20 protein-coding genes and 1 pseudogene are annotated in these 23,499 nt (G+C 38.9%); 18 read left to right on the top strand and 3 right to left on the bottom strand.

The features are described from left to right. From HMPREF2731_RS12620 to HMPREF2731_RS12585, 8 genes are all read left to right on the top strand, one after another. Positions 1 to 300: hypothetical protein (locus HMPREF2731_RS12620; protein WP_070873116.1), on the top strand; the 300-nt coding region annotated here is incomplete at its 5' end. After that, complete coding sequence (locus tag HMPREF2731_RS12615; RefSeq protein WP_070873114.1) at positions 297 to 551, top strand: hypothetical protein; 255 nt, start codon at positions 297 to 299, stop codon at positions 549 to 551. The genes HMPREF2731_RS12620 and HMPREF2731_RS12615, both read left to right, overlap by 4 nt. Positions 552 to 594: 43 nt before the next feature. After that, the gene (locus HMPREF2731_RS12610; RefSeq protein ID WP_070704308.1) at positions 595 to 990 is read left to right on the top strand and encodes a hypothetical protein; all 396 of its coding nucleotides are present in this window, start codon (positions 595 to 597) and stop codon (positions 988 to 990) included. Further along, positions 987 to 1,241, top strand: a complete 255-nt coding sequence (locus tag HMPREF2731_RS12605; protein ID WP_070704305.1) for a hypothetical protein — start codon at positions 987 to 989, stop codon at positions 1,239 to 1,241. The genes HMPREF2731_RS12610 and HMPREF2731_RS12605 overlap by 4 nt, the downstream gene beginning before the upstream one ends. Before the next feature lie 43 nt (positions 1,242 to 1,284). Then, positions 1,285 to 1,680, top strand: a complete 396-nt coding sequence (locus tag HMPREF2731_RS12600) for a hypothetical protein (RefSeq protein ID WP_070704302.1) — start codon at positions 1,285 to 1,287, stop codon at positions 1,678 to 1,680. After that, complete coding sequence (locus tag HMPREF2731_RS12595) at positions 1,677 to 2,933, top strand: lipase (RefSeq protein WP_070704299.1); 1,257 nt, start codon at positions 1,677 to 1,679, stop codon at positions 2,931 to 2,933. Before HMPREF2731_RS12600 ends, HMPREF2731_RS12595 begins: the two co-directional genes overlap by 4 nt. A gap of 11 nt (positions 2,934 to 2,944) precedes the next feature. Then, on the top strand, positions 2,945 to 3,268 hold the full coding sequence (locus HMPREF2731_RS12590) for a hypothetical protein (protein ID WP_070873112.1): 324 nt from the start codon (positions 2,945 to 2,947) through the stop codon (positions 3,266 to 3,268). Further along, positions 3,261 to 3,527 carry a hypothetical protein gene (locus HMPREF2731_RS12585; protein WP_002314688.1) on the top strand — a complete coding sequence of 89 codons (267 nt, stop codon included), beginning with the start codon at positions 3,261 to 3,263 and terminating at the stop codon, positions 3,525 to 3,527. The genes HMPREF2731_RS12590 and HMPREF2731_RS12585 overlap by 8 nt, the downstream gene beginning before the upstream one ends. Positions 3,528 to 3,689: 162 nt before the next feature. Here the strand turns inward: HMPREF2731_RS12585 and HMPREF2731_RS12580 are convergent, their stop codons facing one another. Next, on the bottom strand, positions 3,690 to 6,035 hold the full coding sequence (locus tag HMPREF2731_RS12580; protein WP_025477207.1) for a transglycosylase domain-containing protein: 2,346 nt from the start codon (positions 6,033 to 6,035) through the stop codon (positions 3,690 to 3,692). A gap of 278 nt (positions 6,036 to 6,313) precedes the next feature. Here HMPREF2731_RS12580 and HMPREF2731_RS12575 point away from each other — a divergent pair, with 278 nt between their 5' ends. Further along, on the top strand, positions 6,314 to 7,216 hold the full coding sequence (locus HMPREF2731_RS12575; RefSeq protein ID WP_002308625.1) for a deoxyribonuclease IV: 903 nt from the start codon (positions 6,314 to 6,316) through the stop codon (positions 7,214 to 7,216). A 210-nt stretch (positions 7,217 to 7,426) separates the two neighbouring features. Continuing rightward, a complete protein-coding gene (locus HMPREF2731_RS12570; protein WP_010727060.1) occupies positions 7,427 to 9,202 on the top strand; it encodes a hypothetical protein in 1,776 nt (591 codons plus the stop codon). Between the two features lie 308 nt (positions 9,203 to 9,510). Here HMPREF2731_RS12570 and HMPREF2731_RS12565 read toward each other — a convergent pair whose 3' ends face one another. Next, positions 9,511 to 11,097 carry an Nramp family divalent metal transporter gene (locus tag HMPREF2731_RS12565; RefSeq protein WP_002320293.1) on the bottom strand — a complete coding sequence of 529 codons (1,587 nt, stop codon included), beginning with the start codon at positions 11,095 to 11,097 and terminating at the stop codon, positions 9,511 to 9,513. 250 nt (positions 11,098 to 11,347) lie between these two features. Between HMPREF2731_RS12565 and HMPREF2731_RS12560 the strand changes: the two genes are divergently transcribed. The 5 genes from HMPREF2731_RS12560 to HMPREF2731_RS12540 all read left to right on the top strand — a co-directional run bounded on the left by HMPREF2731_RS12560 (position 11,348) and on the right by HMPREF2731_RS12540 (position 18,418). Beyond that, positions 11,348 to 11,572, top strand: coding sequence for a YneF family protein (locus HMPREF2731_RS12560; RefSeq protein ID WP_002291670.1), 225 nt, complete (start codon positions 11,348 to 11,350; stop codon positions 11,570 to 11,572). 141 nt (positions 11,573 to 11,713) lie between these two features. Further along, positions 11,714 to 13,465 carry an ABC transporter ATP-binding protein gene (locus HMPREF2731_RS12555; RefSeq protein ID WP_002294954.1) on the top strand — a complete coding sequence of 584 codons (1,752 nt, stop codon included), beginning with the start codon at positions 11,714 to 11,716 and terminating at the stop codon, positions 13,463 to 13,465. Continuing rightward, positions 13,465 to 15,249, top strand: a complete 1,785-nt coding sequence (locus HMPREF2731_RS12550; RefSeq protein WP_002313511.1) for an ABC transporter ATP-binding protein — start codon at positions 13,465 to 13,467, stop codon at positions 15,247 to 15,249. Before HMPREF2731_RS12555 ends, HMPREF2731_RS12550 begins: the two co-directional genes overlap by 1 nt. Positions 15,250 to 15,583: 334 nt before the next feature. Further along, positions 15,584 to 16,435, top strand: coding sequence for a BglG family transcription antiterminator LicT (gene licT / locus HMPREF2731_RS12545; RefSeq protein ID WP_002314691.1), 852 nt, complete (start codon positions 15,584 to 15,586; stop codon positions 16,433 to 16,435). A gap of 96 nt (positions 16,436 to 16,531) precedes the next feature. Further along, the gene (locus HMPREF2731_RS12540; protein WP_002345251.1) at positions 16,532 to 18,418 is read left to right on the top strand and encodes a beta-glucoside-specific PTS transporter subunit IIABC; all 1,887 of its coding nucleotides are present in this window, start codon (positions 16,532 to 16,534) and stop codon (positions 18,416 to 18,418) included. 40 nt (positions 18,419 to 18,458) lie between these two features. On the opposite strand, the gene HMPREF2731_RS12535 is transcribed toward HMPREF2731_RS12540, so the two are convergent. Next, positions 18,459 to 19,361, bottom strand: a complete 903-nt coding sequence (locus tag HMPREF2731_RS12535) for a MurR/RpiR family transcriptional regulator (protein WP_010727063.1) — start codon at positions 19,359 to 19,361, stop codon at positions 18,459 to 18,461. A gap of 229 nt (positions 19,362 to 19,590) precedes the next feature. Between HMPREF2731_RS12535 and HMPREF2731_RS12530 the strand changes: the two are divergent. The 3 genes and pseudogenes from HMPREF2731_RS12530 (at position 19,591) to trxB (ending at position 23,497) form a co-directional block, all read left to right on the top strand. After that, positions 19,591 to 20,993, top strand: a pseudogene (locus HMPREF2731_RS12530) (6-phospho-beta-glucosidase). Continuing rightward, the gene (locus tag HMPREF2731_RS12525) at positions 20,993 to 22,426 is read left to right on the top strand and encodes a 6-phospho-beta-glucosidase (RefSeq protein ID WP_002336545.1); all 1,434 of its coding nucleotides are present in this window, start codon (positions 20,993 to 20,995) and stop codon (positions 22,424 to 22,426) included. Before HMPREF2731_RS12530 ends, HMPREF2731_RS12525 begins: the two are co-directional and overlap by 1 nt. Before the next feature lie 144 nt (positions 22,427 to 22,570). Then, positions 22,571 to 23,497 carry a thioredoxin-disulfide reductase gene (gene trxB, locus HMPREF2731_RS12520; RefSeq protein WP_002291688.1) on the top strand — a complete coding sequence of 309 codons (927 nt, stop codon included), beginning with the start codon at positions 22,571 to 22,573 and terminating at the stop codon, positions 23,495 to 23,497. Positions 23,498 to 23,499: the final 2 nt, after the last annotated feature.

Genomic DNA, 23,499 nt, shown 5'->3' with positions numbered 1-23,499 from the left:
AAACAGCAAGATTTACTCGCAGTAGAAAAACAGTCCGTCAAAGTTCTGAAAAATACCTTTGCGGATATCAAGGAAGTGAAGGTAGAAGAATTTAAAAAAAACCCTGTTACCGGAAGTTATGGTGCACTTGTGACAATGACAAATAATGAAGGGAAATCTGTTTATTTTGATTATAGTTTTTGGAAGGAGAGAAATGAACTTGGTGGTTTTGGCATTGAGAACAGAGCGGTACAAAAGACAGGAGTCACTATAAAAAGAGTAAAAGTAATTTTTTCTAACGGACAGGAGGAGTTAGTATGACAATAAACGATAAGCATTACAATGATATTAGTGAGAAGGTTTATTGGCTAGATCCCAAATATCCCCGCTACAATGAGAGATACAAAAAGAACTCTGTTAAAGAATTTGCTGGTATGGAATTTCAAATCTTACAAATCAAAGACTCATTGGACGGCATGCAGGCGATGGTTGTAGCGCCAATCGTCCATAGCAAATTGGAGAAAAATTTCAAAAATAAAAAAATTCCTGCAAACTTTCGCGTACTTAAATAATGAAGGTATCAATACCGTACATAAAAAGAAAGGAGGCACGTTCTTGCCCCGGAAAATAAGAAAACTCAGCTTAGCCATTTTATTCATCATCATATTAGGGATCGGAGGGAAAGTCTATATGGACAAAAGAGAAGTGCAAAGACAGAAAGATTTACTCGCAGTAGAAAAACAATCCGTCAAAGTTCTGAAAAATACTTTTGCGGATATCAAAGAAGTGAAAATCGAACAATTTGAGAAAAACGACATGACAGGAATCTATGAAGCATTGATAACGATGACCAATACAGAAGGAAAAGTCGTTTATTTTGATTATAGCTTTACAAAAGAAAGCAATGAGATAGATGGCTATGGTGTTGAAAATGAAGAAGTACAAAAAGAAGGGATTACGGTTGATGAGATTATAGTTATCTATACAGATGGAAGTGAGGAAAAAGTATGACAATTACTGATAAGCAGTATAAAGGAATAAGTAATAAAGTATATTGGCTAGATCCAAAACATCCTCAATATAGTAAAAGTTACAAAGAAGGCGCCATTAAAAACTTTGGAGAAACAAAATTCCAAATCCTAAAAATCAAAAACTCCTTCGACGGCATGCAGGCGATGGCTGTAGCGCCAATCGTCCATAGCAAATTGGAGAAAAATTTCAAAAATAAAAAAATTCCTGCAAACTTTCGCGTACTTAAATAATGAAGGTATCAATACCGTACATAAAAAGAAAGGAGGCACGTTCTTGCCCCGGAAAATAAGAAAATTCAGCTTAGCCATTTTGTTAATCGTCATATTAGGAATCGGAGGGAAAATCTATATGGACAAAAGAGAAGTGCAAAAACAGCAAGATTTACTCGCAGTAGAAAAACAATCCGTCAAAGTTCTGAAAAATACTTTTGCGGATATCAAGGAAGTGAAGATTAACGAAGCAGGAAAAAATGAAAAAACTGGTTCTTACGGAATGCATATAACGCTAATAACTATTAATAACGAAACAGTATCTTTCTCGTATACGTTTTGGAAAGAGCAAAACAAAATCGGGAGTTATAGTATAGAAAATAGAAATATACAAAAAAAGGGAATCACTAAAGAAAAAGTAAAAGTTACTTATACAAATAAAGAGGAGGAACTAGTTTGACTATAACTGAAGAATTCTATCGGGAGTTAAGTGACAAGGTTTATTGGCTAGATCCTAAACATTCAAAATATGAGCCTGATTTAAAAATTAATAGTGAGTGGGATTTTGCGGGTGTTGAATTTAAAATCCTACAAATCAAAGACTCATTGGACGGCATGCAGGCGATGGCTGTAGCGCCAATCAAGAACGGTAAAGTGGATATTTCTCAAGTAGTGATTGCCTTTGCAGGAACGAACTTAAGTGATTGGAAAGATTTGGAAACGGATGCAAGAAGTATCATGAATCTCTACGGGAATAGACCAGGAGCAAGTTTTTCTGAAAAAGCAACAACAAACAAGATTTTATCCGTTAGTGGATTGAAAACAGCGGGGCAAATCAATTCAGCGATTGCATTTGCTAATGAAGTAAAAAAGGAATATGGAGAAGCTGCTATTTCTACTACCGGCCATTCATTAGGTGGATTCTTAGCATTATATGTAGCAGCAGAGAAACAATGGAAAAATGTCGGCTTCAACGGGCCGGACCCGTATGATCTCTTATCACCAGAAGCAAAAAAATGGGTGGAAGAAAATCCCGGTATGCTCACCAATTACCGAAATCACGCCGATTTTATCGGTAATTTTGGTGGTAATGGCACAGGTGCTGAAGTTCGGATCAGTATGGAAACAGCATTCTTGAATCTGCTTGCTTCCCACAGTTTAACCTCTTGGAAGTTTGATGAAAATGGAAAGCTGATTATTCCTGAAAATGAAAACAATGTTAAAGCTCGAAAACAACAGAAAGAAAACCAAGCGACCCAGTTGTTTTCCTATCAGTTGCAAGAACTGAACAACATACGTAAAAAACTACGATTAAGTGGCGGCCGGCTGACAGTTAATGAACAAATTTACTTAGATGACACACAAGCTAGGTTAGTAGTGGAAAAGTTATCGGCAAAAATGAAAAGCGCTATGGAAGAAGTTATCCGCATCAATCAAAGAGGAATTTTTGAGCTAGAGAAAAAATGGCAAGAAGGCTTGCGGCAAGCACGTGTTGTCGCCCCTTCGTTGACTGAACAGGAAATCATAGAAGCATTAGCTAGTGTGGGCGCCACAAAAGAAAACTTAGTCGATTCTGCGAAAGAAGTCTATCTGCTACGAATCAATAAGGCAAGACGTATGGGGGAGGCCTTTGATACATTGGCGAAGGAGATCCAAGACAAAATCAATGAAATCGTGGCACGAGATCGAGAATTAGCACAGCAATTCAATTAAAGGAGAAGTAGATGAAACTAGAAGAATTGGAAAGAGATTATCGAAGTGAACGAAGACAATTAGAAGCTCAAGAAGATGAATTGATCCACTTTAAGAATCAAGGATTACGATTGATGGAGCAAGAGGAGCAGCGACTGCATCATGTATTAAAGAACTTAGCTTTAGATAATGAGCCTCTGTTTCAAGCAAGACGAAGTTATTCGAATTATCAGGAGCATTATCAACAAGCCCTACAAGTAGAACGACGAAAACTCTATCAGCAGCAAGATGAACTAGAACGTTCCTATCGTCAAAAAATCAGACAAATAACTATGGAGAAAGCATCTTATGAATGAATTTTTAATGCAATTACTAAAAGAATTAGAGAAAAATCTACATCGATCAAATGTACGTTCAGTTGGTATGGGGATATCTCAGCAAATTTGGGCAGAAAAACGATTGACAGATCAAAACTACCAAATGACTGCAGAAGAAGCTGCTCAAGAATTTTCTAACCGACATGTACACTTGAAAGAATCAGTAAAAGGGCAATTTGCAGAAAAACTAACCGAATTATTCCAAAGACAAGAAAAGAAATTAAAACAGTTTCGTTAGTAAAGTTATATAGAAAAATTTTGTGAAAATGGCTTTTCACATTTTTACATAAATTTGTCTTAATATCGTAGATGCAAGCTTTTGAACACCATTTATTCGGAAAAAGGGAGCTGTGACAAGATTTTTGTCGCAGCTCCCTTTAATTCTGATTAATCTATTAGATCAATCATCTTTATCGTCTGATTCTTTGGTCTCTGGATTCGCTCTAGCATAAGCTGAAGCGGTGTTCCAGTAATCTGTATAGTTTTCATCAGTACCGCCAACGCCGAATTTAAAGGCGCTTTTCTTCGGACCATTTTTTGCCCAAAGTGATTCCACTGTTTTTCCTGGCGTTTGGATGGATTTTTTATTGACAGTAACTTTTCCAGCTGTTTGTCCTGTGAACCCAGATACTTTTTTCTTCATCACATCGGATGATAAGTCAAATTTCTCATCAGTGCCGAAAATCTCAGGGTTTGCTTGGTAAGCTTGATTGATTAGATTGGCAAGATAATTAGCCGAACGTATTCTTGCTTGGCTGTCCATTCCAGTATTGTCATCGTGTCCTGCCCAACTACTGATAGTGATAGATGGAGTTGAGACGATCAGCCATGAATCTCGGTATTCATTGGTAGAACCAGTTTTTCCGACCCAATCTGCATTTCCTAGATTTCCGTTTAAGCTTGAGATGACATCTTTGAATGGTGTAGTGATTTTTTCATTGATCACACTACGCATCATGTCATTCATGATCGATGCCGTTGCTTCGGAATAAATACGGACAGAATTACTTTCATGTTTATAAATCACATTACCTGCATTATCTGTGATGGAATCAATGATATAGCCTTCTTCGTAGACTCCACCATTTGCTAAGGCCTGGAATCCATTTGTCTGTTGAAGCGTCGTTACATCTACTGTCCCTAAAGGAGCCGATTCAACGCCCCAATTATCATTTGCTGGGTAGTTCATCTTCGCCAAGTAGTGCTCGTAAGCGTATTGTTTCGATCCACCGGAATTCAACACATCTTGATATAAGTGATAAGCTGGGATATTGTTGGACCATTCCAGTGACTCACGGACGGTTTGGAAGGTGTTCGACCCTTCATTGGTCGCATTGACGATTTTCTCACCAGCATTTTTTCCTTCTTGCCAAGTCGTTGCATAATCTGATACACGGGATTCTGATCCGACAAGTCCCATATCGATTGCAGGACCGTAAACAAGAACCGGTTTGATGGATGAACCAGCTTGACGTTCTGTATCAAAGGCGTGGTTATTTTGATTCTGGCTGTAATTCCGACCACCCACGAAGCCATAGATACGTCCGGTTCTGTTATCCATCAATACATTTCCAGTCTCCACTTGGCTACCAGCACCATCATCTAACATGTAGCCATAATTTTCTACGCCGGTTTGCAATGCAGCATAGATATCTTTATCGATCGTCGAATGGATCGTATATCCTTTGTTTTGGATCGTTTGCTGTGCTTTTTGATAATAAGCTTCACTGACCGATGAATCTGACATATCAGCATTATCTTTTTCTGCCAATTGTTGTGCAATAATCCTTGTTGCTTCGTTCATCACGGTATAATACAAGAATTCTCTGTCAGTCTGTTCCGCGATTTGTTGTGGGAGAAAGTCTTTTGTAAGATCATAGTCTTTCGCTTCTTCGTATTGTTCTTTCGTAATTTGTCCTTCACGGTACATACTGAATAAAACAAAATCTTTTCTGGCAAGACCGGCAGAAAGATCTTCTTTTAGCGCGCCTGTATTCGTGTATGGACTATACGTGATAGGGCTTTGAGGCAAACCAGCGATATAAGCAGCTTGCGGCAGAGTCACATCCTTTGCATCTACACCAAAGATTCCTCTAGCAGCTTCCTGGACTCCAGCAATATTTTGCCCCTTATTATTCCGACCAAATGGTGAGACATTCAAATACGTAGCAATGATCTCATCTTTTGAAAAGTGTTTTTCTACTTGTGCAGAAAGAACAATCTCGTTTGCTTTACGTTTGAATGTTGTTTCATCGGTTAGGATCTGTTGTTTGACTAATTGCTGTGTCAAAGTGGATCCTCCAGACGAGCCGATGCCAGTCGCTTCTGAAACTAGTGCTCGTAAAACAGCTTTAGGGACATAACCTTGGTGTTTATCGAAGTATTCATCTTCTGTACTAATAATCGCGGTTTTCAATAAAGGCGAAATCTTATCAGATGAAATAGTCGTCCGCATCAGATCTGTCTGGATTTTTGATATCTCTGTATTATCTGCATAAACAATCTTTGACGTTTCCGTAATGTTTCCTAGTTCTGTCTGCAGTTCTTTTTTAGTCGGCAATTGTGTGTCTTCGACAAGATAGGCAAAGTAGCCAGCACCTATTCCGATACCTAGAGCTGCGAACAACAAAAGAAGAACAGTAATAAAAACAGTCAATGATTGAAACACTCTAAAAATAATCTTAGGAACAAACCATTTTTCTTTTTTTCTTCTATTCTGTTTTTTTCGAGTATTTTTGCGTGGCAAAAGGGTCACCTCAACTAATGGTTTTATTTCGCTAATTATAGCAAATAATAGGACAAAAAAACAGACAAGGCTGTTTTTGACAGGAATTTCTTTTTCGAATGAGATAAAACGTGAGGAAATGATCTTTTTTATGAAAGAGTTCTTAAGCTTTTCTTTAGGGAAAGTTTCAGTTACTATGGAGAACAGGGCAAAGAAAAACAAACTATTTTCTTTGTACATCATCTTATCAATATACAGGAATTGTTCGAAACAATTGCCTTTCAAGGAGGAATCCATCCATGTTATTAGGCTCACACGTCAGCATGAGCGGAAAGAAAATGCTGTTAGGCGCGGCAGAAGAAGCAGCCAGTTACGGATCTTCGACCTTTATGATCTATACAGGCGCTCCTCAAAATACTAGAAGAAAAGCTATCGAAGAGATGAATATTGATGCCGGAAAAGCATTTATGGCAGAAAACGGACTAACAAATATCGTCGTTCATGCGCCTTATATCATTAATTTGGGAAATACGATCAAACCAGAAATGTTTCCATTTGCTGTACAATTTCTGAGAGAAGAGATTGTCCGTGCGGAAGCTTTAGGTGCTACTCAAATCACCCTTCACCCAGGCGCTCATGTAGGAGCAGGGGCAGAAGCTGGGATTGCTAGAATTATTGAGGGGTTGAATGAAGTTTTGACAAAAGAACAGACGGCACAGATCGCTTTGGAGACGATGGCAGGGAAAGGTACGGAAATCGGTCGAACATTTGAGGAATTAGCGCAAATCATCGATGGAGTAAAATTGAATGAAAAATTATCCGTTACTTTTGATACATGTCATACGAATGATGCCGGATATAATATAAAAGAAGATTTTTCAGGTGTAATGGAAGAGTTTGATAAGGTCATCGGATTAGATCGGCTTAAAGTACTGCATATCAATGATTCTAAAAATCCACAAGGTTCTCATAAAGATCGGCATGCCAATATCGGTTTTGGAACAATTGGATTTGACACATTGAACAAAATCGTCCATGATCCAATGTTTGACAACATTTCGAAAATATTAGAAACCCCATATGTCGGTAAAGATAAAAAGAAAGCTTACGCACCATATGGAAAAGAAATTTCCATGTTCAAAGCGCAAGCATTCGATCCCGAAGTGTTCCCTGAGTTATTAGCAGAAGAAGTCACACTTTAAGTTTTCTATCTGACAGCAACAAAAAAGGATTGGGCAGTCTGCCTTGTCCTTTTTTGTTTAAGAAACAAAGGAGTGCTTTTTGCATTCGTTTTCGACATGCTCCTTTCGCCCCCTCTTTTTAAATTCAGACAAACAGGGTATACTGATAGAAAAGTAAAAAACGAAAAGTTTCACAAACAAGTAGCAAAACGTGATTGAAAGGACGAAAAGATGCTGAACATTTTAAACCCCTTGATCGACCAACTAAAAAAGAAACATACATACTTTATTCTTGGCATAGCCGTATTATTTACAATTATTCGGTTGTATTTATATAGTAAAGCAATCTATGGAACAGATATGTCGGCGACCTATGATGATCAGCTGCTGATTCACTATGCTCAAAATATTTTGGATGGTAAATGGCTAGGGGAGTACACGACTACGACACTTTCAAAAGGGATCTCCTACAGCTTGTTTTTAGTACTTGCACATAAACTGCATCTTTCTTATGCAGTTTTATTCGGCATGTTCAGTATTCTTGCCAGTATATTGGTTGCACTAGCGTTTAAACCAATCGTGAAGAACAAGTATCTTCTTTTAAGTATCTATTTTTATTTTTTGTTTTCTCCGATTAGTTTTACACATGAATATTCCACTCGAACATATCGTAATGCTCTCGTGATCCCGACTGTTGAGATCATTATCGCTTGTTTACTAGCTATTTATTACCGCAAATATAATTCCAGCAAAAAATTGCTGCCGTGGTTTTTAGGGCTAGCTGTTTCTTTTCCTTTCTTTTGGTTCATTCGCGAAGATTCCATCTGGCTTCTTCCTTTTACTGTAGTCGCGTTAGGTATCAGTTTCGTTCAGATCTTGCTAGGACAAGACTTTTCTTTCAAAGAAGCAAAGAAGTTAAAAGAACGACCATTTCTCCTTTCGAAACAAGAATGGCTGAAACTTTCATTGTTTTTACTCCCTCTAGTCGGTTTCTCCATCGTCTATCAGTGGATCGAATATAAAAACGAGACAACATATGGTATTGCCGCCATCAATGACCGTTCGAGTGGCGAATTTGGACGTTTGATGAAACAGCTGATCCGAATAGATGACGAAACAAACTTAAATAAAGAAAACAGTGAGATATGGGTCTCGCATGCTGCATTAAATAAAGCTTTAGACGCATCTCCTACATTTCATACTGTTTCTACTCGTATTGACGAATTGTATACGACTCATGCGTGGACCCAAGGCGGAAAAGTAAAAGAATTACCAGGAGATATCATTTTTTGGGCATTGCGAGATGTGGTAAGCGAATCTGGTTATTACCAAAACAATGCAAAAGAAACCAATGATTTTTGGAAAAAAGTCAATCAAGAATTAGAAGAAGCCTATCAAAAGGGAACTATCAAAAAGAAAAAAGAATTTTATCTGATGGGATCAGGGGATGGAAAGACGATGAATGATCTGCCAATCGTATTTGCTTTTCTGAAATCAGGATATGCCTATGCATGGCGATACAAAGATTTCCATCAAGGGGGGAATTATAGTTTCGGGACGCAAGAACAAGTCGAACAGGCACAAGAACTATTGAATCTTCCACTAATGGATAATTGGATCGATAGCAGTGATCCGAGAACACCTGATTTCCAGTTGACAAAAACAGCAAAAGTCGCGAATGTCATGATAAAAATTTACCAAGTTCTGGCCATTCCCGTGCTGATTGCTTCAATAGCAGGGATATTACTTATGATACTAGGAACCGTATTTGCAAAAGCTGATCGTGCCTATTATAGTTCCTCTTTGATTGTAGTCATCGGATTAATACTGACACAATTGGTTTTTCTTTTCGGTGTCTCGTGGTTTTGTTCTTATGCGCCAGAAAAAAAGGATTATTTTTTAAGTGTCTACACTGGCGCAGGCGTGCCATTAACGCAATTCATCGCAGTAACAAGCATGCTAGTTTTTAGTAAATTGAATCTGAAAAAAGCTTTATCTTCCAAATAAAAAGGGAACTGTGACAAAAGTCTTGTCGCAGTTCCTTTTTCCGAATAAACGGTGTTCAAAAGCTTGCATCTGCGGTAATAAGCTCAACCAAACGTAAAATATGAGGAGCTATTTTTGTTTGGCTGTTCTTATTACTTGATGCAGGGCAGCTTTTTCACAACCTCTGATACACGGTGTTCCAGAAGTAATTCTTCGAAAAATAAGCCGAAATTTCACAAAAATTTGAGAAGCAATTTTCGTAAATTCCTTCTTATTTCTTGAAGCTGCCCACTTCTGTCACAACCTCCTTTGTGTAAAAGAATCAGTTTCTATTCGATTTCTTCTATCGTTTCTTGCAAACGCTGTTCATATTTTTTGTTTCCTTTATATAAATCACCAATCGTCCATGCCAACAGGAGAAGGACAAGAACAATGATTACATAGGCAATTTGATCAGCCAATGCTAGTTGAGCTGAGGTGGCTTGCTCACCGAAGAAACTTTCGATTTGACCTGGTAATCCTCGTAAGTTCAAGTAAGTCAGACTAATCACAGAGAACCAGCCAAGAAGTTTTACAACAAATGAATTTTTGAATCGGCTCCCCATCTCCGCTTGGCTATTGGTCATCATCAGTAAAGGAATCATCGAGAATGGCAATGCAAAAGCCAGAAAAACTTGGGATTCATTCATCAAGTTATTCAAAGCGGTATGTTCTTCGATCGTTCCTTTTGTACTTGTAAACAAAACACAAATCAATACAGGAATCACAGAAAGCAATCGTGTGACTAGTCTTCTTAGCCAAATCGGGATACGCATATGGATGAAGCCTTCCATGATGACTTGACCGGTCAACGTACCAGTAATAGTAGAGTTCTGGCCAGAAGCAAGAAGTGCTACAGCAAATAAAGTAGACAAGATACCAGATTTTGCTACAGCAATCAAGATACCATTGCTCATAGCTGATGGATCAGATAAAGCTTCATACAGACCAAAAAAGGAAGGATCTTGGACAGAACCGGTTTTGAATACAGCGACACCCATGATCAATAGCAGTGCATTGACTAAAAAAGCCATTGACAACTGGATATTAGAGTCCCAAGTAGAAAAGCGTACCGCTTGTGCTACATCTTCTTCGTCTTGGTGATCAATCTTCCGAGTTTGAGAAACTGCTGAATGAAGATATAAGTTATGCGGCATGACTGTTGCACCAATAATCCCTAACGCTCCAGTCAGCGGAGTTTCACCACCTATGACAGGTGAGTCTGAGAATGTATGACTGTTAGGGATAAAGCCAGCAAATAAACTGTGCCAATCAGGGTTAGACAAGCCAACTTGATAGACGAAAACGAATAAAATGACGAAAATCAAGCAGACAACCAAAGCTTCGATTTTACGAAACCCGACTTTTGTCAGCAATAAAAGGACGAAAACATCTAACACAGTGATAAATACGGCAATTACCAATGGAATATCAAAAAGTAAGTAGAGGGCGATTGCTGCACCAATGACTTCTGCGATGTCTGTTGCCATAATGGCTAATTCAGTCAAGATCCATAAAATGACACCCAATGTCTTACTTGTCCGTGCTCGGATTGCTTGGGCCAAATCCATTTGGGTCACGATTCCTAATTTTGCTGCCATATACTGTAAAAGCATAGCAATTAGACTAGACATCAAAATAACTGACATCAATAAATATTGGAAATTTTGTCCACCAGTGATCGAAGTGGACCAGTTACCTGGATCCATATAACCAACTGCTACTAATGCACCTGGTCCAGAGTAAGCAAGAAGTGTTTTAAAAAAACTTTTTCCCTTTGGTACATCCACTGTTCCATTTACTTCAGCTAAAGATAAACCATTTGTATGTTCAATAAGTCGATGCTTATGAAATTGTTTGTTGGATTGATTATTCAAGAAAAAACCACCTTTCCTATTTATCTACGATTACATTCTACACCTCAGAAAGAAAAAATTAAAGAAAAAGATTCGGTATGCCTAATTTTTTTTCGTGGCGTGTCTTGCTGGTTAATGAAAAAAATTTTGTTCTTCTCTAAAAAAACCACTATTTTTTGCATGAAACTAAAGAATACGCCTTTCTTTTTTCAATAAACTTTAGTAAAATAAATCATTGAGAGCAATTCGGAAATAGAAAGGAGAGATTTATATGGTATCAACAGGTATTGTCGTACTTATTGCTATTATTGCTTTGCTAATCGGCGCAGTAGGTGGCTTTTTCCTAGCGCGTAAATATATGAAAGACTATTTAGAAAAAAATCCTCCCGTTAATGAGGACATGTTGCGATCAATGATGATGTCAATGGGGCAAAAACCATCTGAGAAGAAAATTCGCCAGATGATGCAGCAAATGAAGAACCAAGGGAAAAAATAGGTTCTGACCCAAAGACTTTTTGCGGGCTGATTTTTTCAGTCCGTTTTTTATTTCGTAATTTGTTAGACTATTCAGACTATTCAGCAAAAAAGACAAGGACAGACAATCCTATGCTCTTGATAAAGACAAAGGAGGAGTAAAATGTCGATTTTTAGAAAATTAGGTTGGTTTTTTCGTCAGGAAAAGAAACATTATTTAATTGGGATTTTCTCCCTATTCGCAGTGGCCTTGGTACAGTTAGTTCCTCCAAAAGTGATTGGGATCATCATTGATGAGATCGCCGATAAGAATTTATCAATAAAGATCATTTCTTGGTGGATCTTACTATTGATCCTTGCAGCTTTCTTACAATATCTTTTTCGTTATATCTGGCGGACGAATATTTGGGGAAGTGCAGCTCGGTTGGAGAAAGAACTTCGGCAGCAGCTATTCAAACATTTTACAGAAATGGACAATCTCTTTTACCAAAAATATCGGACTGGAGATTTGATGGCTCATGCAACGAATGATTTGAATGCAATCCAAAATGTAGCAGGAGCTGGTATCTTGACCTTTGCAGATTCAGTGATCACGGGCGGAACAACGATCATTGCGATGATTTTGTTTATTGATTGGCGCTTAACACTGATTGCGCTGATTCCTCTGCCTTTACTAGCCGTTACTTCACGAGTGCTGGGGTCAAAACTCCACGATGCTTTTCGTGATTCGCAAGAAGCTTTTTCTAGTATCAATGATAAGACACAAGAAAGTATCACTGGGATCAAAGTCATTAAAACATTTGGACAAGAAAAAGAAGATCTCGCGGATTTTGAAGAAAAGATTGAAGATGCAATTATTAAAAACAAACGAGTCAATTTTTTAGACTCCTTATTTGATCCATTCATTACCTTGATTATCGGTCTGTCTTATGTTGCAACAATTATTTTAGGTGGAAAGTATGTCTTGGAAGGCACGATCTCGATCGGGCAGATGGTCTCATTTATTAGCTATATCGGTATGCTTGTTTGGCCGATGTTTGCGATTGGTCGATTGTTCAACGTATTGGAAAGAGGAAATGCTTCTTATGATCGCGTCAATGAACTTTTGCATGAAAAGACGCATATCGTGGAACAACTGGGTGCAGTGCAGACCCCGGCAAAAGGCGAGCTGAATGTAGCTATTTCCTCTTTTAACTATCCGAAAGAAGAATCACCAGCATTAGAACAAATCAAATTTGCGATCCAAGAAGGAGAAACATTAGGTATTGTTGGGAAAACTGGTGCGGGAAAAACGACAATCATCAAATTACTGATGCGTGAATACGATGATTATCAAGGGAAAATCCAATTTGGCGGACGTTCGATCAAAGAATATTCATTGAATGCTTTATTAGGATCAATCGGTTATGTGCCTCAGGATCACTTCCTGTTTTCGATGACCATTCGAGATAATATCCGTTTTTCTAATCCAAAACTTTCAGAAGAAGAAGTAGAGCATGCGGCTTCTTTAGCATTTATCAACAATGAAATCAAGGAATTGCCAAAAGGTTATGATACCTTAGTTGGAGAACGTGGAGTCTCTTTATCTGGCGGACAGAAACAGAGGATTTCGATTGCTCGAGCATTGATCAAAAATCCTGAATTGCTGATCTTAGATGATGCACTTTCTGCAGTAGATGCCAAAACAGAAGAAGCTATCTTGCATAATTTAAAAGAAATAAGAAAAGAGAAAACAACCATCATTGCAGCTCACCGTTTAAGCAGCGTGATGCATGCAAAAGAAATCATTGTTGTCGATCAAGGGAAAATCATTGAACGAGGAACCCACCACGAGCTGCTTGCATTAGGTGGCTGGTATGAACGAATGTGGGAAAAACAGCAATTAGAAGCGAAGATAGAAGGAGGCGAGGCCTGATGGATGAGAATTATCAATCGGAATGGACAAAATCGATTCCACTTAAAGAACAGAAGAAGATCATCAAACGACTGATGAAGTTCGCCAAACCTTTTAGAAGAACGTTCATCGTTGCTATCTTATTTGCGTTTGCCCTGTCTGTGATCAATGTCCTATTGCCAAGGATCATCCAAACTTTTATGGATGATCATCTGGCTAAACAGTCAGCTACGACACAAGTTATTTTGTTTTTTGCTGGTGTGTACTTGTTTGGAGTCATAGTCAAAAGTATCATTTGGTTTTTCCAATGGTATTTGTATTCCATGGCTTCATTGAAGACCTATCAGTATGTTCGGGTAAGATTATTTGAAAAGCTGCATACACTAGGTATGCGTTATTTTGACCAGACACCGGCAGGATCGACCGTTTCTCGAGTGACGAATGATACAGAAACGCTATTTGAATTTTGGTATGTCTTTTTGATGGTATTGACTGGGATCTTTGCAGTCGTTTCTTCTTTCGTTGCCATGTTTCAAATCAATGGAGAAATTGCCTTGTGGACTTTGGTGTTTTTGCCGATTTTAGGAATCGTCATCTGGTATTACCAGAAATTCAGTTCTCGTATTTACCGAAATATGCGGGAAAAATTAAGTCAGCTGAACACGAAATTGAATGAATCGATTTCCGGCATGCGTATTATCCAGCAGTTTCGCCAAGAAGCTCGTTTAGCTAAAGAATTTGAACAAGTGAACAACGAGTATTTAGACACGCGCTATGCGATGATCAAAACGAATTCGATTCTGTTAAGTCCGATCATCAATTTTCTCTATGCATTGGCGATTGCGTTGGCGTTGACTTTGTTTGGGATCGATGCGTTGCATTCTCCCGTAGAAGTTGGACTGATCTATGCATTTACGACCTATGTCCAGGGATTTTTTAATCCAATGTCTCAAATGATGGACTTTTTGAGCACCTTTACAGATGGGATGGTTGCCGGTAGTCGTATTTTGAAAATCATGGATACAGAAGAATATGCACCGCAACAAAATCCTGGAGCAGATCAAGCGATTACTTCAGGTAAGATCGAGTTTCGCAATGTAAGCTTTTCTTATGATGGAGAGCACAATGTATTGAACAATATCTCTTTTGTCGCTAATCCGGGTGAGACCGTTGCATTAGTGGGGCACACCGGAAGCGGAAAAAGCTCGATCATCAACGTATTGATGCGGTTTTACGAATTTTATGAAGGCCAGATCTTGATTGATGATCATGACATTCGAGAATATCCAATGGAAGAGTTACGTAAGAAAATGGGATTGGTCTTGCAAGATGCCTTCTTGTTTTATGGAGATATTGCAGGAAATATCCGGATGATGAATCCAGCTATCACAGACGAACAGATTCGCCATGCAGCTGAGTTTGTTCAAGCAAACAAGTTCATCGATGAATTACCAAAAGGATATCACTCAAAAGTGATCGAACACGGTGCCAGCTATTCTAGTGGACAACGACAGCTGATCACTTTTGCGCGAACAATCGTGACAGATCCTAAAATACTAGTATTGGATGAAGCAACAGCAAATATCGATACTGAAACCGAAGGATTGATCCAAGAAGGATTGGCAAAAATGCGACAAGGACGGACAACGATAGCGATTGCCCATCGGCTGTCCACGATTCGGGATGCAGAATTGATTTTAGTTTTAGACAAAGGTCATATAGTAGAGCGTGGGAATCATGAAACACTTCTAGCGCAAAATGGTTTGTATGCAGATATGTACAAACTGCAAAGCAGTGGTGTGTAAAAAGAGGTTGTGACAGTAGCATAGTAGCATTTTGTCCTAAGCGCTAGAGCGAAAATAAAACAGAGCTTCCCAGATTCTTCATCTGTGAGCGTTAGTGGCGTAGTCACCCGATTTAAAAAAGACGACGACAGCTAGTCAAAAGTGCCTAATAGCCACTAAGAAAGCGTTGACAAAAGCGTTTGCTTTCGATAATATAAAGAAAACGATACAACTTGGATAGTGATTGCCTGATGCAAGCTAAACCTGATGAGTCTCCCATGGTTCCATGGACGGCTTTTTGGGTTTTTCTTTTTGTTTTGAATACAGCCCTATATATCATGGAAAGGAGCAAAACATGCTGATTGAGAAAGTACTGAATAACAACGTCGTAATAACCAGGGATGAAAGAAATCAGGAAATGATCGTGATGGGAAAAGGTTTGGCATTCAAAAAGAAAGTGGGTGACCCGATTTTTGACTCATGCATCGACAAAAAATTTCAGTTGACAAATGACGGGCTTTCACAACAGTTCCAAGAATTGGCACAAGCGATTCCTCTTGAGTACTTAGAAATTTCTTGTGAAATCATTGAATATACAAAAGAGGCTCTACAAGTCCAGTTGAATGATTCTGTGTATATTGCATTGACGGATCATTTGTATACGGCTATCGAACGTCACAAAATGGGAATATTTGTACCAAATGTATTGCTGTATGATATCAAACAACTATTTCCTAAAGAGTATGCCATCGGGAAAAAAACAGTGAAGAAAATCTCGGATAAATACCACATCAAGTTATCAGAAGATGAAGCCGGATTTATCGCATTGCATTTAGTCAATGCACAAGGCATTCAAAGCCAACAAAACAATACCTACCTGTTTACTATAACAATACAGGATATTCTAAATATCGTCCGCTATTACTATAAGATTACATTTGATGAAGATTCAGTCCATTTTTTTCGATTCGTCACACACTTACGTTTTTTTCTGACACGCGTCCTAGATGGAGAAAAATCAGAAGTGGGAGAAGTTTCTGAGGAATTGTTTCAGGTTATTCAAAAAAAATATAAGGATACGTTTGGTTGCGTTGAGAAAATAGCAGACTTTTTAGCCGAGACGTTCAACTACCAGATGTCCACGGACGAAAAAATGTATTTAACGATCCATACTGCGCGTTTAGTGCATGAGAATCGTTGTAAATAAATAAAAAAAGGAGGATAAATTAACAAGAACGTATGAAATAAGGGTAGTGACATTCAGTTGGCTAAACCTTCCACTAATAAATTGGAGGGAATAGAAATGGGAAAATACCAAGAATTAGCGAGAAAAATCGTAGAAAATGTCGGCGGGAAGGAAAATATCAATGGTTTGACACATTGTATCACAAGGCTTCGTTTCAAATTAAAAAACGAAGAAAAAGCAAATGATGAGATCTTGAAAAATATGGACGGTATTGTAACGGTAATGCGAGCGGGAGGGCAGTATCAAGTTGTCATCGGGAATCATGTGCCAGTCGTGTTTGAAGAGGTTATAAAAGCAGGAAACCTTACTTTTGATGAGGCTGTTTCAACAGAAAAAATGAGACCGTTTGATATGCTTATTGATGGAATATCGGGCTGTTTCCAACCATTCCTTGCTATCCTAGCTGCTGGCGGGATGATTCGTGGACTGACAGCATTCCTTGTCTTCTTAGGCGCGTTTGACCGCGGTTCTGGCACATTTGTTATGTTTGATAATATCGGTGATTCTGTATTCCAATTTATGCCTGTTATTATCGGTTTAACAGCTGCCCGTAAATTTAAAGTAAATGAATTCGTAGGGATGTTGCTTGGCGCAGCATTAATGAATCCTAGCTTGTCGCTGGAAGCTTTGAGTGGTGCAGCAGAAGCACCACTAACGACCATATTTTCTGGCACTATTTTTGAAGCACCTATTTATCAAACAGTATTCGGCATTCCCTGGATTGCGCGTAACTACGCTTCTTCTGTCATTCCCATTATCTTTATTGTGTTGTTAGCTAGCCAAATTCAGAAACCAATTAAAAAGTTAGTACCTGAGATGATCGCGAATTTCTTCGTTCCATTCTTCACCGTTCTTATTACAATGCCTTTAGGTTTTTTACTCGTTGGACCAGTATTCACATTCGCAACTGATATTTTAATGGCTGGATTTGAAACACTTTTAGCACTTTCGCCAGTTATTTATGGAGCAATCGTAGGCTTCTTCTGGCAAATTCTGGTGATGTTTGGTCTCCATTGGGCAATCGTACCAATGGGATTGATGCAATTTTCTGTGAATGGTTGGCAAAATATTATGACACCTGTTGCAGTAGTGTCTTTTGGACAAACTGCAGCACTTACCGCACTCTACTTTAAGCTTAGAAATCCAAAAGACAAAGCAATTGCAATACCAGCCATTGTTTCTGGTATTGTGGGGATTACAGAGCCAGCTATTTATGGGTTTACATTACCACGTAAAAAAATATTTATTTTTACCTGTGTCGGTGGTGCGTTAGGGGGCGCGTATAGTGGGTTAATGAATTTAACTTCTTGGAATCAAGGTGGACTAGGCATCTTTACAATTCCCAACTATATTAGACCAGATGGTGATTTAACAGATGTGATTAATGTATTGATTGGGATCGCCATTGCGATGGTGGTATCCTTTGCGCTGACTTTTTTCTTTTGGAAGGAGGAAGCAGGTGAAACAGATGACAGACAGAAAAGATCAGGTAAAGAAATTGTAAAAACACCGATACAAGGACAAATCGCTCCACTGAAAGCAGCAAAGGATGCAGCTTTTGCACAAGGAACACTAGGTCGAGGAATCTTGATCTACCCTGAAAAAGGAGAAGTACGTGCCCCTTTTGACGGAACAGTCATGACCCTGTTCCCCACGAAACATGCAATCGGAATGGTTTCTGAAACAGGTCTGGAATTGCTGATTCATGTCGGATTGGATACTGTTCAGTTGGAAGGGAAATATTTTGAAAGCTTGGTGCAGCAAGGAGAAAGAGTGAAACAAGGCGATCTGTTGCTCCGCTTCGACAAAAAGAAAATCGAAAAGGAAGGATACAGTTTAGAAACACCTGTAATCGTCACCAATTACATGGATTATTTGGATATTTTGGAAAATCAAGGGGAGACGGTCGGGCCAGACGATGCACTTATCACCGCACTGACCTGAACGGTTAGGTGAAAGAATGGAATAGACTTAACTATTCTTTTTAGTCCACTTCTTTATTTTCAAAATTGAAAGGCTCTTTCATGATGGCTGAGCTGATAGGGCGTTTATCAAATTTTTGTCCTACAGAAATTAGATGGACTAAATTCTGTTGATAATTTTCTGCAAAAACACAACTATATAACACGTCTAGAAGATAACAAATCGATGTATTGATCGTAAAATTACCAATTTTTGAATACAGTCGTTCGCGTGTCGTAAGTCGCAAAGCGGCTGTACTCATTGAGGATAGCGTTGAATCACCGATACTGGTCAAAGCTAAAATTGGAACATGATTTTGTTTCAATATTTCTGCGGTACGAAGGATCACATTGTTTTCACCCGTATAAGAAATCAGAATCCCGCACATATCACTCGTGCAATTGTACGCTTCATAGAACGATTCACCAAAAGTGGTGACAATCGTGACATCCATTTTGATGCGCTTCATTTTCAGCATGAAATCTTGAGAAATCAAAGTATTCGAGTTACTGGCGAAAATCACGATTTTTTTTGCTTGAAGCATTAGTTGTTTGGCTTTTTGCAGTTGGTCATGATGAATGAGAGAAAGTGTATCTTGAATCGTCATCTGTTCTAAAGAAGCCATTTTATTTGCGATCGTCATAATACCGTCTGTGGTGGAAAAAGGAAGATTCGCATCTACGTCTTGAAAATTCCCTTCAAGATAGGCTGTTTCAGCTAAAAAAGCATTACGAAAACTGACCCAGCCATCAAAACCCATTTTTTTTGCTACACGGATGAGTGTGGACGGGTGGATATAACATCGCTCAGCAATCTCTTGGATGGTCATTTCGCCAAGTGCTGGAGAATCGCTTAAGAGAAACTGAATCACTTCATTTTCTGAAGGAGAAAAGGAGATTTCTTTGATTTTTTCACGTAATAACATGTAGATACCTTCTTCTAGTTTTTTTACGTAAATTATAACTTTTTTGAAAATGATTTGTAAACGGATTTATGTTATATAGCTTAATAAAGTCATTTTTTGACAAGATATTTACAAAAATCCAGTAGAAAACACTAACTTTTGTAAATGTTACTGGAAAGAAACGAATTTCTATTGTTTGTTTTGTTTACAAAAAAGATAATAAAAGTGTAAAAAGCAAAGGAGTGAGAACATGGCAAAAGGAATCAAAATCGCTACGATTGGTGGAGGCAGCAGTTACACCCCCGAGTTGATGGAAGGATTTATCAAAAGATATGAGGAATTACCGATACGAGAAATCTGGCTCGTAGATGTAGAAGAAGGAAAAGAAAAGCTTGAGATCGTCAGTCAGATGTCTCAGCGTATGTGGGATGCTTCTCCGTATGAAGTCAAGATCTATGCAACTTTGGATCGGGAAGAAGCATTGAAAGATGCGGATTTTGTTACGACTCAGTTTCGTGTCGGTCAATTAGATGCACGAATCAAAGACGAGCGGATCCCTAGTTATTATGGGATGATTGGGCAAGAAACAAATGGTGCTGGCGGGATATTCAAAGCTTTTCGTACCGTTCCAGTGGTTTTGGCAATCGTTGAAGACATGAAGCGTTTATGTCCAAATGCTTGGCTGATCAATTTCGCGAACCCAAGCGGGATGGTGACAGAAGCAGTTATCAGATATGGCAAATGGGATAAAGTGATCGGATTATGCAATGTGCCAGTAATGGCGACGATGACAGAACCAGCAATGCTTGGCAAGAAAAAAGAAGAGCTGATCTACAAGTTTGCCGGTCTAAATCACTTCCATTGGCACAAAGTAGCAGATAATAAAGGAAATGACCGCACAGCAGATTTGATTGATCGTTTATACGATGAAGACAATGGATTGCCGAAAAATATCTTTGACATCCCGTTTTTCAAAGAACAATTAAAACAAATGAACATGATCCCTTGTGGCTACCACCGCTATTACTACCGTGAAGAAGAAATGTTGGAACATGCTTTAGAAGAATATCAAACGATTGGTACAAGAGCGCAACAAGTGAAAGAAACAGAAGCAGAGCTGTTTGAATTATACAAAGATCCAGAATTGGATCATAAACCTGAACAATTGCAAAAACGAGGTGGTGCTTATTATTCAGATGCTGCCTGTGAAACGATTGCTTCGATCTATGGAAATAAAGAAACACAGATCGTGGTGTCTACAAAGAATGATGGAGCTGTTCCTGATCTGCCGGCAGATTGTGTAGTAGAGTCACTGCCTATGTTGGCGCACAAGGCGCACGAAATGTAGCGTTTGATTCCCTTCCTGCTGCTGAAAGAGGCTGGTTGCAAGTAATGAAGAATATGGAATTGCTGACGATCGAAGCAGCCGTGACTGGTGATTATGGAACAGCTTTACAAGCGTTTACGATCAATCCGCTTATACGATCAGGAAAGACAGCAAAACGGATCATGGATGAGTTGTTTATTGCACATCAGCAGTATTTACCGCAATTCAAGGAAACAATCAGCCGGTTAAAAGCAGAAGGAATCGAAGTCCAAGATGAACTGGCAAGAGAATTGTCAAGCAATACACATGTAATGGAGGAAGTATGATGGGATTCAGAAAAGATTTTTTATGGGGCGGTGCTACAGCAGCCAATCAATGCGAGGGTGGTTATGATGAAGGCGGACGTGGGTTAGCGAACGTAGATGTTGTGCCAATCGGAAAAGACCGTTTTCCTGTCATTACTGGAAAAAAGAAAATGTTTGAATTTGATAAAGATCATTTTTATCCAGCAAAAATTGCGATCGATATGTATCATCATTATAAGGAAGATATTGCTTTGTTTGCAGAAATGGGGTTCAAGACTTATCGGATGTCCATTGCTTGGAGTCGTATTTTTCCAATGGGCGATGAAAATGAGCCAAATGAATCTGGTTTGAAATTTTATGAGGATGTCTTTAAAGAATGTCAAAAGTACGGGATCGAGCCGCTTGTGACGATTACACATTTTGATTGTCCGATGCATTTGATCAAAGAATATGGTGCGTGGCGTTCTAGAGAACTCGTTGGTTTTTATGAAAATCTGTGCCGAGTCATCTTCAATCGCTATAAAGGACTTGTCAAATATTGGTTGACATTCAATGAGATCAATATGATCCTTCATGCACCATTCATGGGCGCAGGGCTGTATTTTGAAGAAGGAGAAAATGAAGAACAAATCAAATATCAAGCGGCACATCATGAGTTGGTTGCAAGTGCCATCGCAACGAAGATCGCTCATGAAGTAGATCCGGAGAACAAAGTAGGCTGTATGCTGGCAGCAGGAGCATATTATCCATACACTTGCAATCCTGAAGATGTTTGGGCTTCTAGAAAATCAGATCGAGAAAATTATTTCTTCATTGATGTCCAGTCACGAGGAGAATATCCCGCTTATGCATTGAAAGAAATGGAACGAAATGGCATTCAGATCAAAATGGAACCTGGGGATGCCGCATTGCTGAAAGAACATACTGTTGATTTTATCTCCTTTTCTTATTATTCTTCTCGAGTTTCGACTACTGACAACGAACTCTTGGAACAGACTGCAGGAAATATCTTTGCTTCTGTCAAAAATCCATATCTGGAAGCAAGTGAATGGGGTTGGCAAATTGATCCATTAGGCTTGAGAATAACGATGAATGATATTTATGATCGTTATCAAAAACCACTATTTATTGTAGAAAACGGCTTAGGTGCAGTCGATACGCCCGATGAGAATGGTTATGTGGAAGATGACTATCGAATCGACTATCTGGCAGCACATATCCAGGCAATGAAAGATGCAGTAGAATTAGATGGAGTCGATCTATTAGGCTATACGACTTGGGGATGTATTGATTTAGTATCAGCTGGTACAGGTGAGATGAAGAAAAGGTACGGATTCATTTATGTCGATCGTGACAACGAAGGAAATGGCACATTAGCCCGTTCGAAGAAGAAATCATTCAACTGGTATAAAAAAGTAATTGATTCAAATGGAGAAAATCTTTCGAATGATTGATCAATGATTTGTAAAAGTCTATTGTTTTTCAGCGGATTTTTCGAGTATAATAAAGCTATTCGAGAAACGCAAGCAGAACAATAGACTTTTTTTCGCATTGGCTGTAAAGTATGCTTACTTGATTAAGTAAAGGAGAATCTACATATGTATGATGTAATCGTTATTGGCGCAGGTCCTGCTGGGATGACTGCTGCTTTATATGCTTCACGTTCAAACTTATCCGTATTGATGATCGAACAAGGCGCCCCTGGCGGCCAAATGAACAATACGGCAGAAATCGAAAACTATCCTGGTTTCGATTCAATCATGGGTCCTGATCTAGCTTATAAGATGTATGAAGGTGTTTCAAGATTTGGGACAGAAAATGCTTATGGAATCGTGCAAGATATCAAGGATCACGGCAGCCACAAAGAAGTTATTTGTGAAGATAAAACTTACGAAGGAAAAACAGTCATTATCGCAACAGGCTGTATCCACCGTAAATTAGGCGTACCTGGCGAGGAAGAATTTGCTGGACGTGGCGTTTCTTACTGTGCAGTTTGTGATGGTGCGTTTTTCCGTAACAAACGTCTAGTAGTGATCGGAGGAGGAGACTCAGCAGTAGAAGAAGCCATCTATTTGACACAATTTGCTTCTGAAGTAGTCATCGTCCACCGTAGAGATGAATTACGTGCACAAAAGATCATCCAAGACCGTGCATTTGCGAATGAAAAAATTTCCTTTATGTGGGATACAGTCGTTGACGAAATCGTTGGGAATGAAATGGTAGTGACAGGTGTGAAAGCACGTAATGTCAAAACCGGCAATGAGTTTGATTTGGCAGCAGACGGAGTATTCATCTATGTTGGACTGGATCCATTAACTGCACCATTTAGAGAAGCAGGGTTGACGAACGAAGCTGGCTGGATTCCAACAGACAACGAAATGAAGACGAATATACCAGGCGTTTTTGCCATCGGAGATGTTCGTGAAAAAGATTTGCGACAAATCACTACTGCTGTTGGTGATGGTGGGATCGCTGGACAACAAGTGTATAAATACTTGGAATCTTTAGAAGAAACAACTGCATAAGT

The organism is Enterococcus sp. HMSC072F02 (genome assembly GCF_001837725.1).
Taxonomy (GTDB): Bacteria; Bacillota; Bacilli; order Lactobacillales; family Enterococcaceae; genus Enterococcus_B; species Enterococcus_B lactis.
Note: the sequence above shows the minus strand (reverse complement) of the source record. Positions and strands in the feature narration are given on the sequence as shown.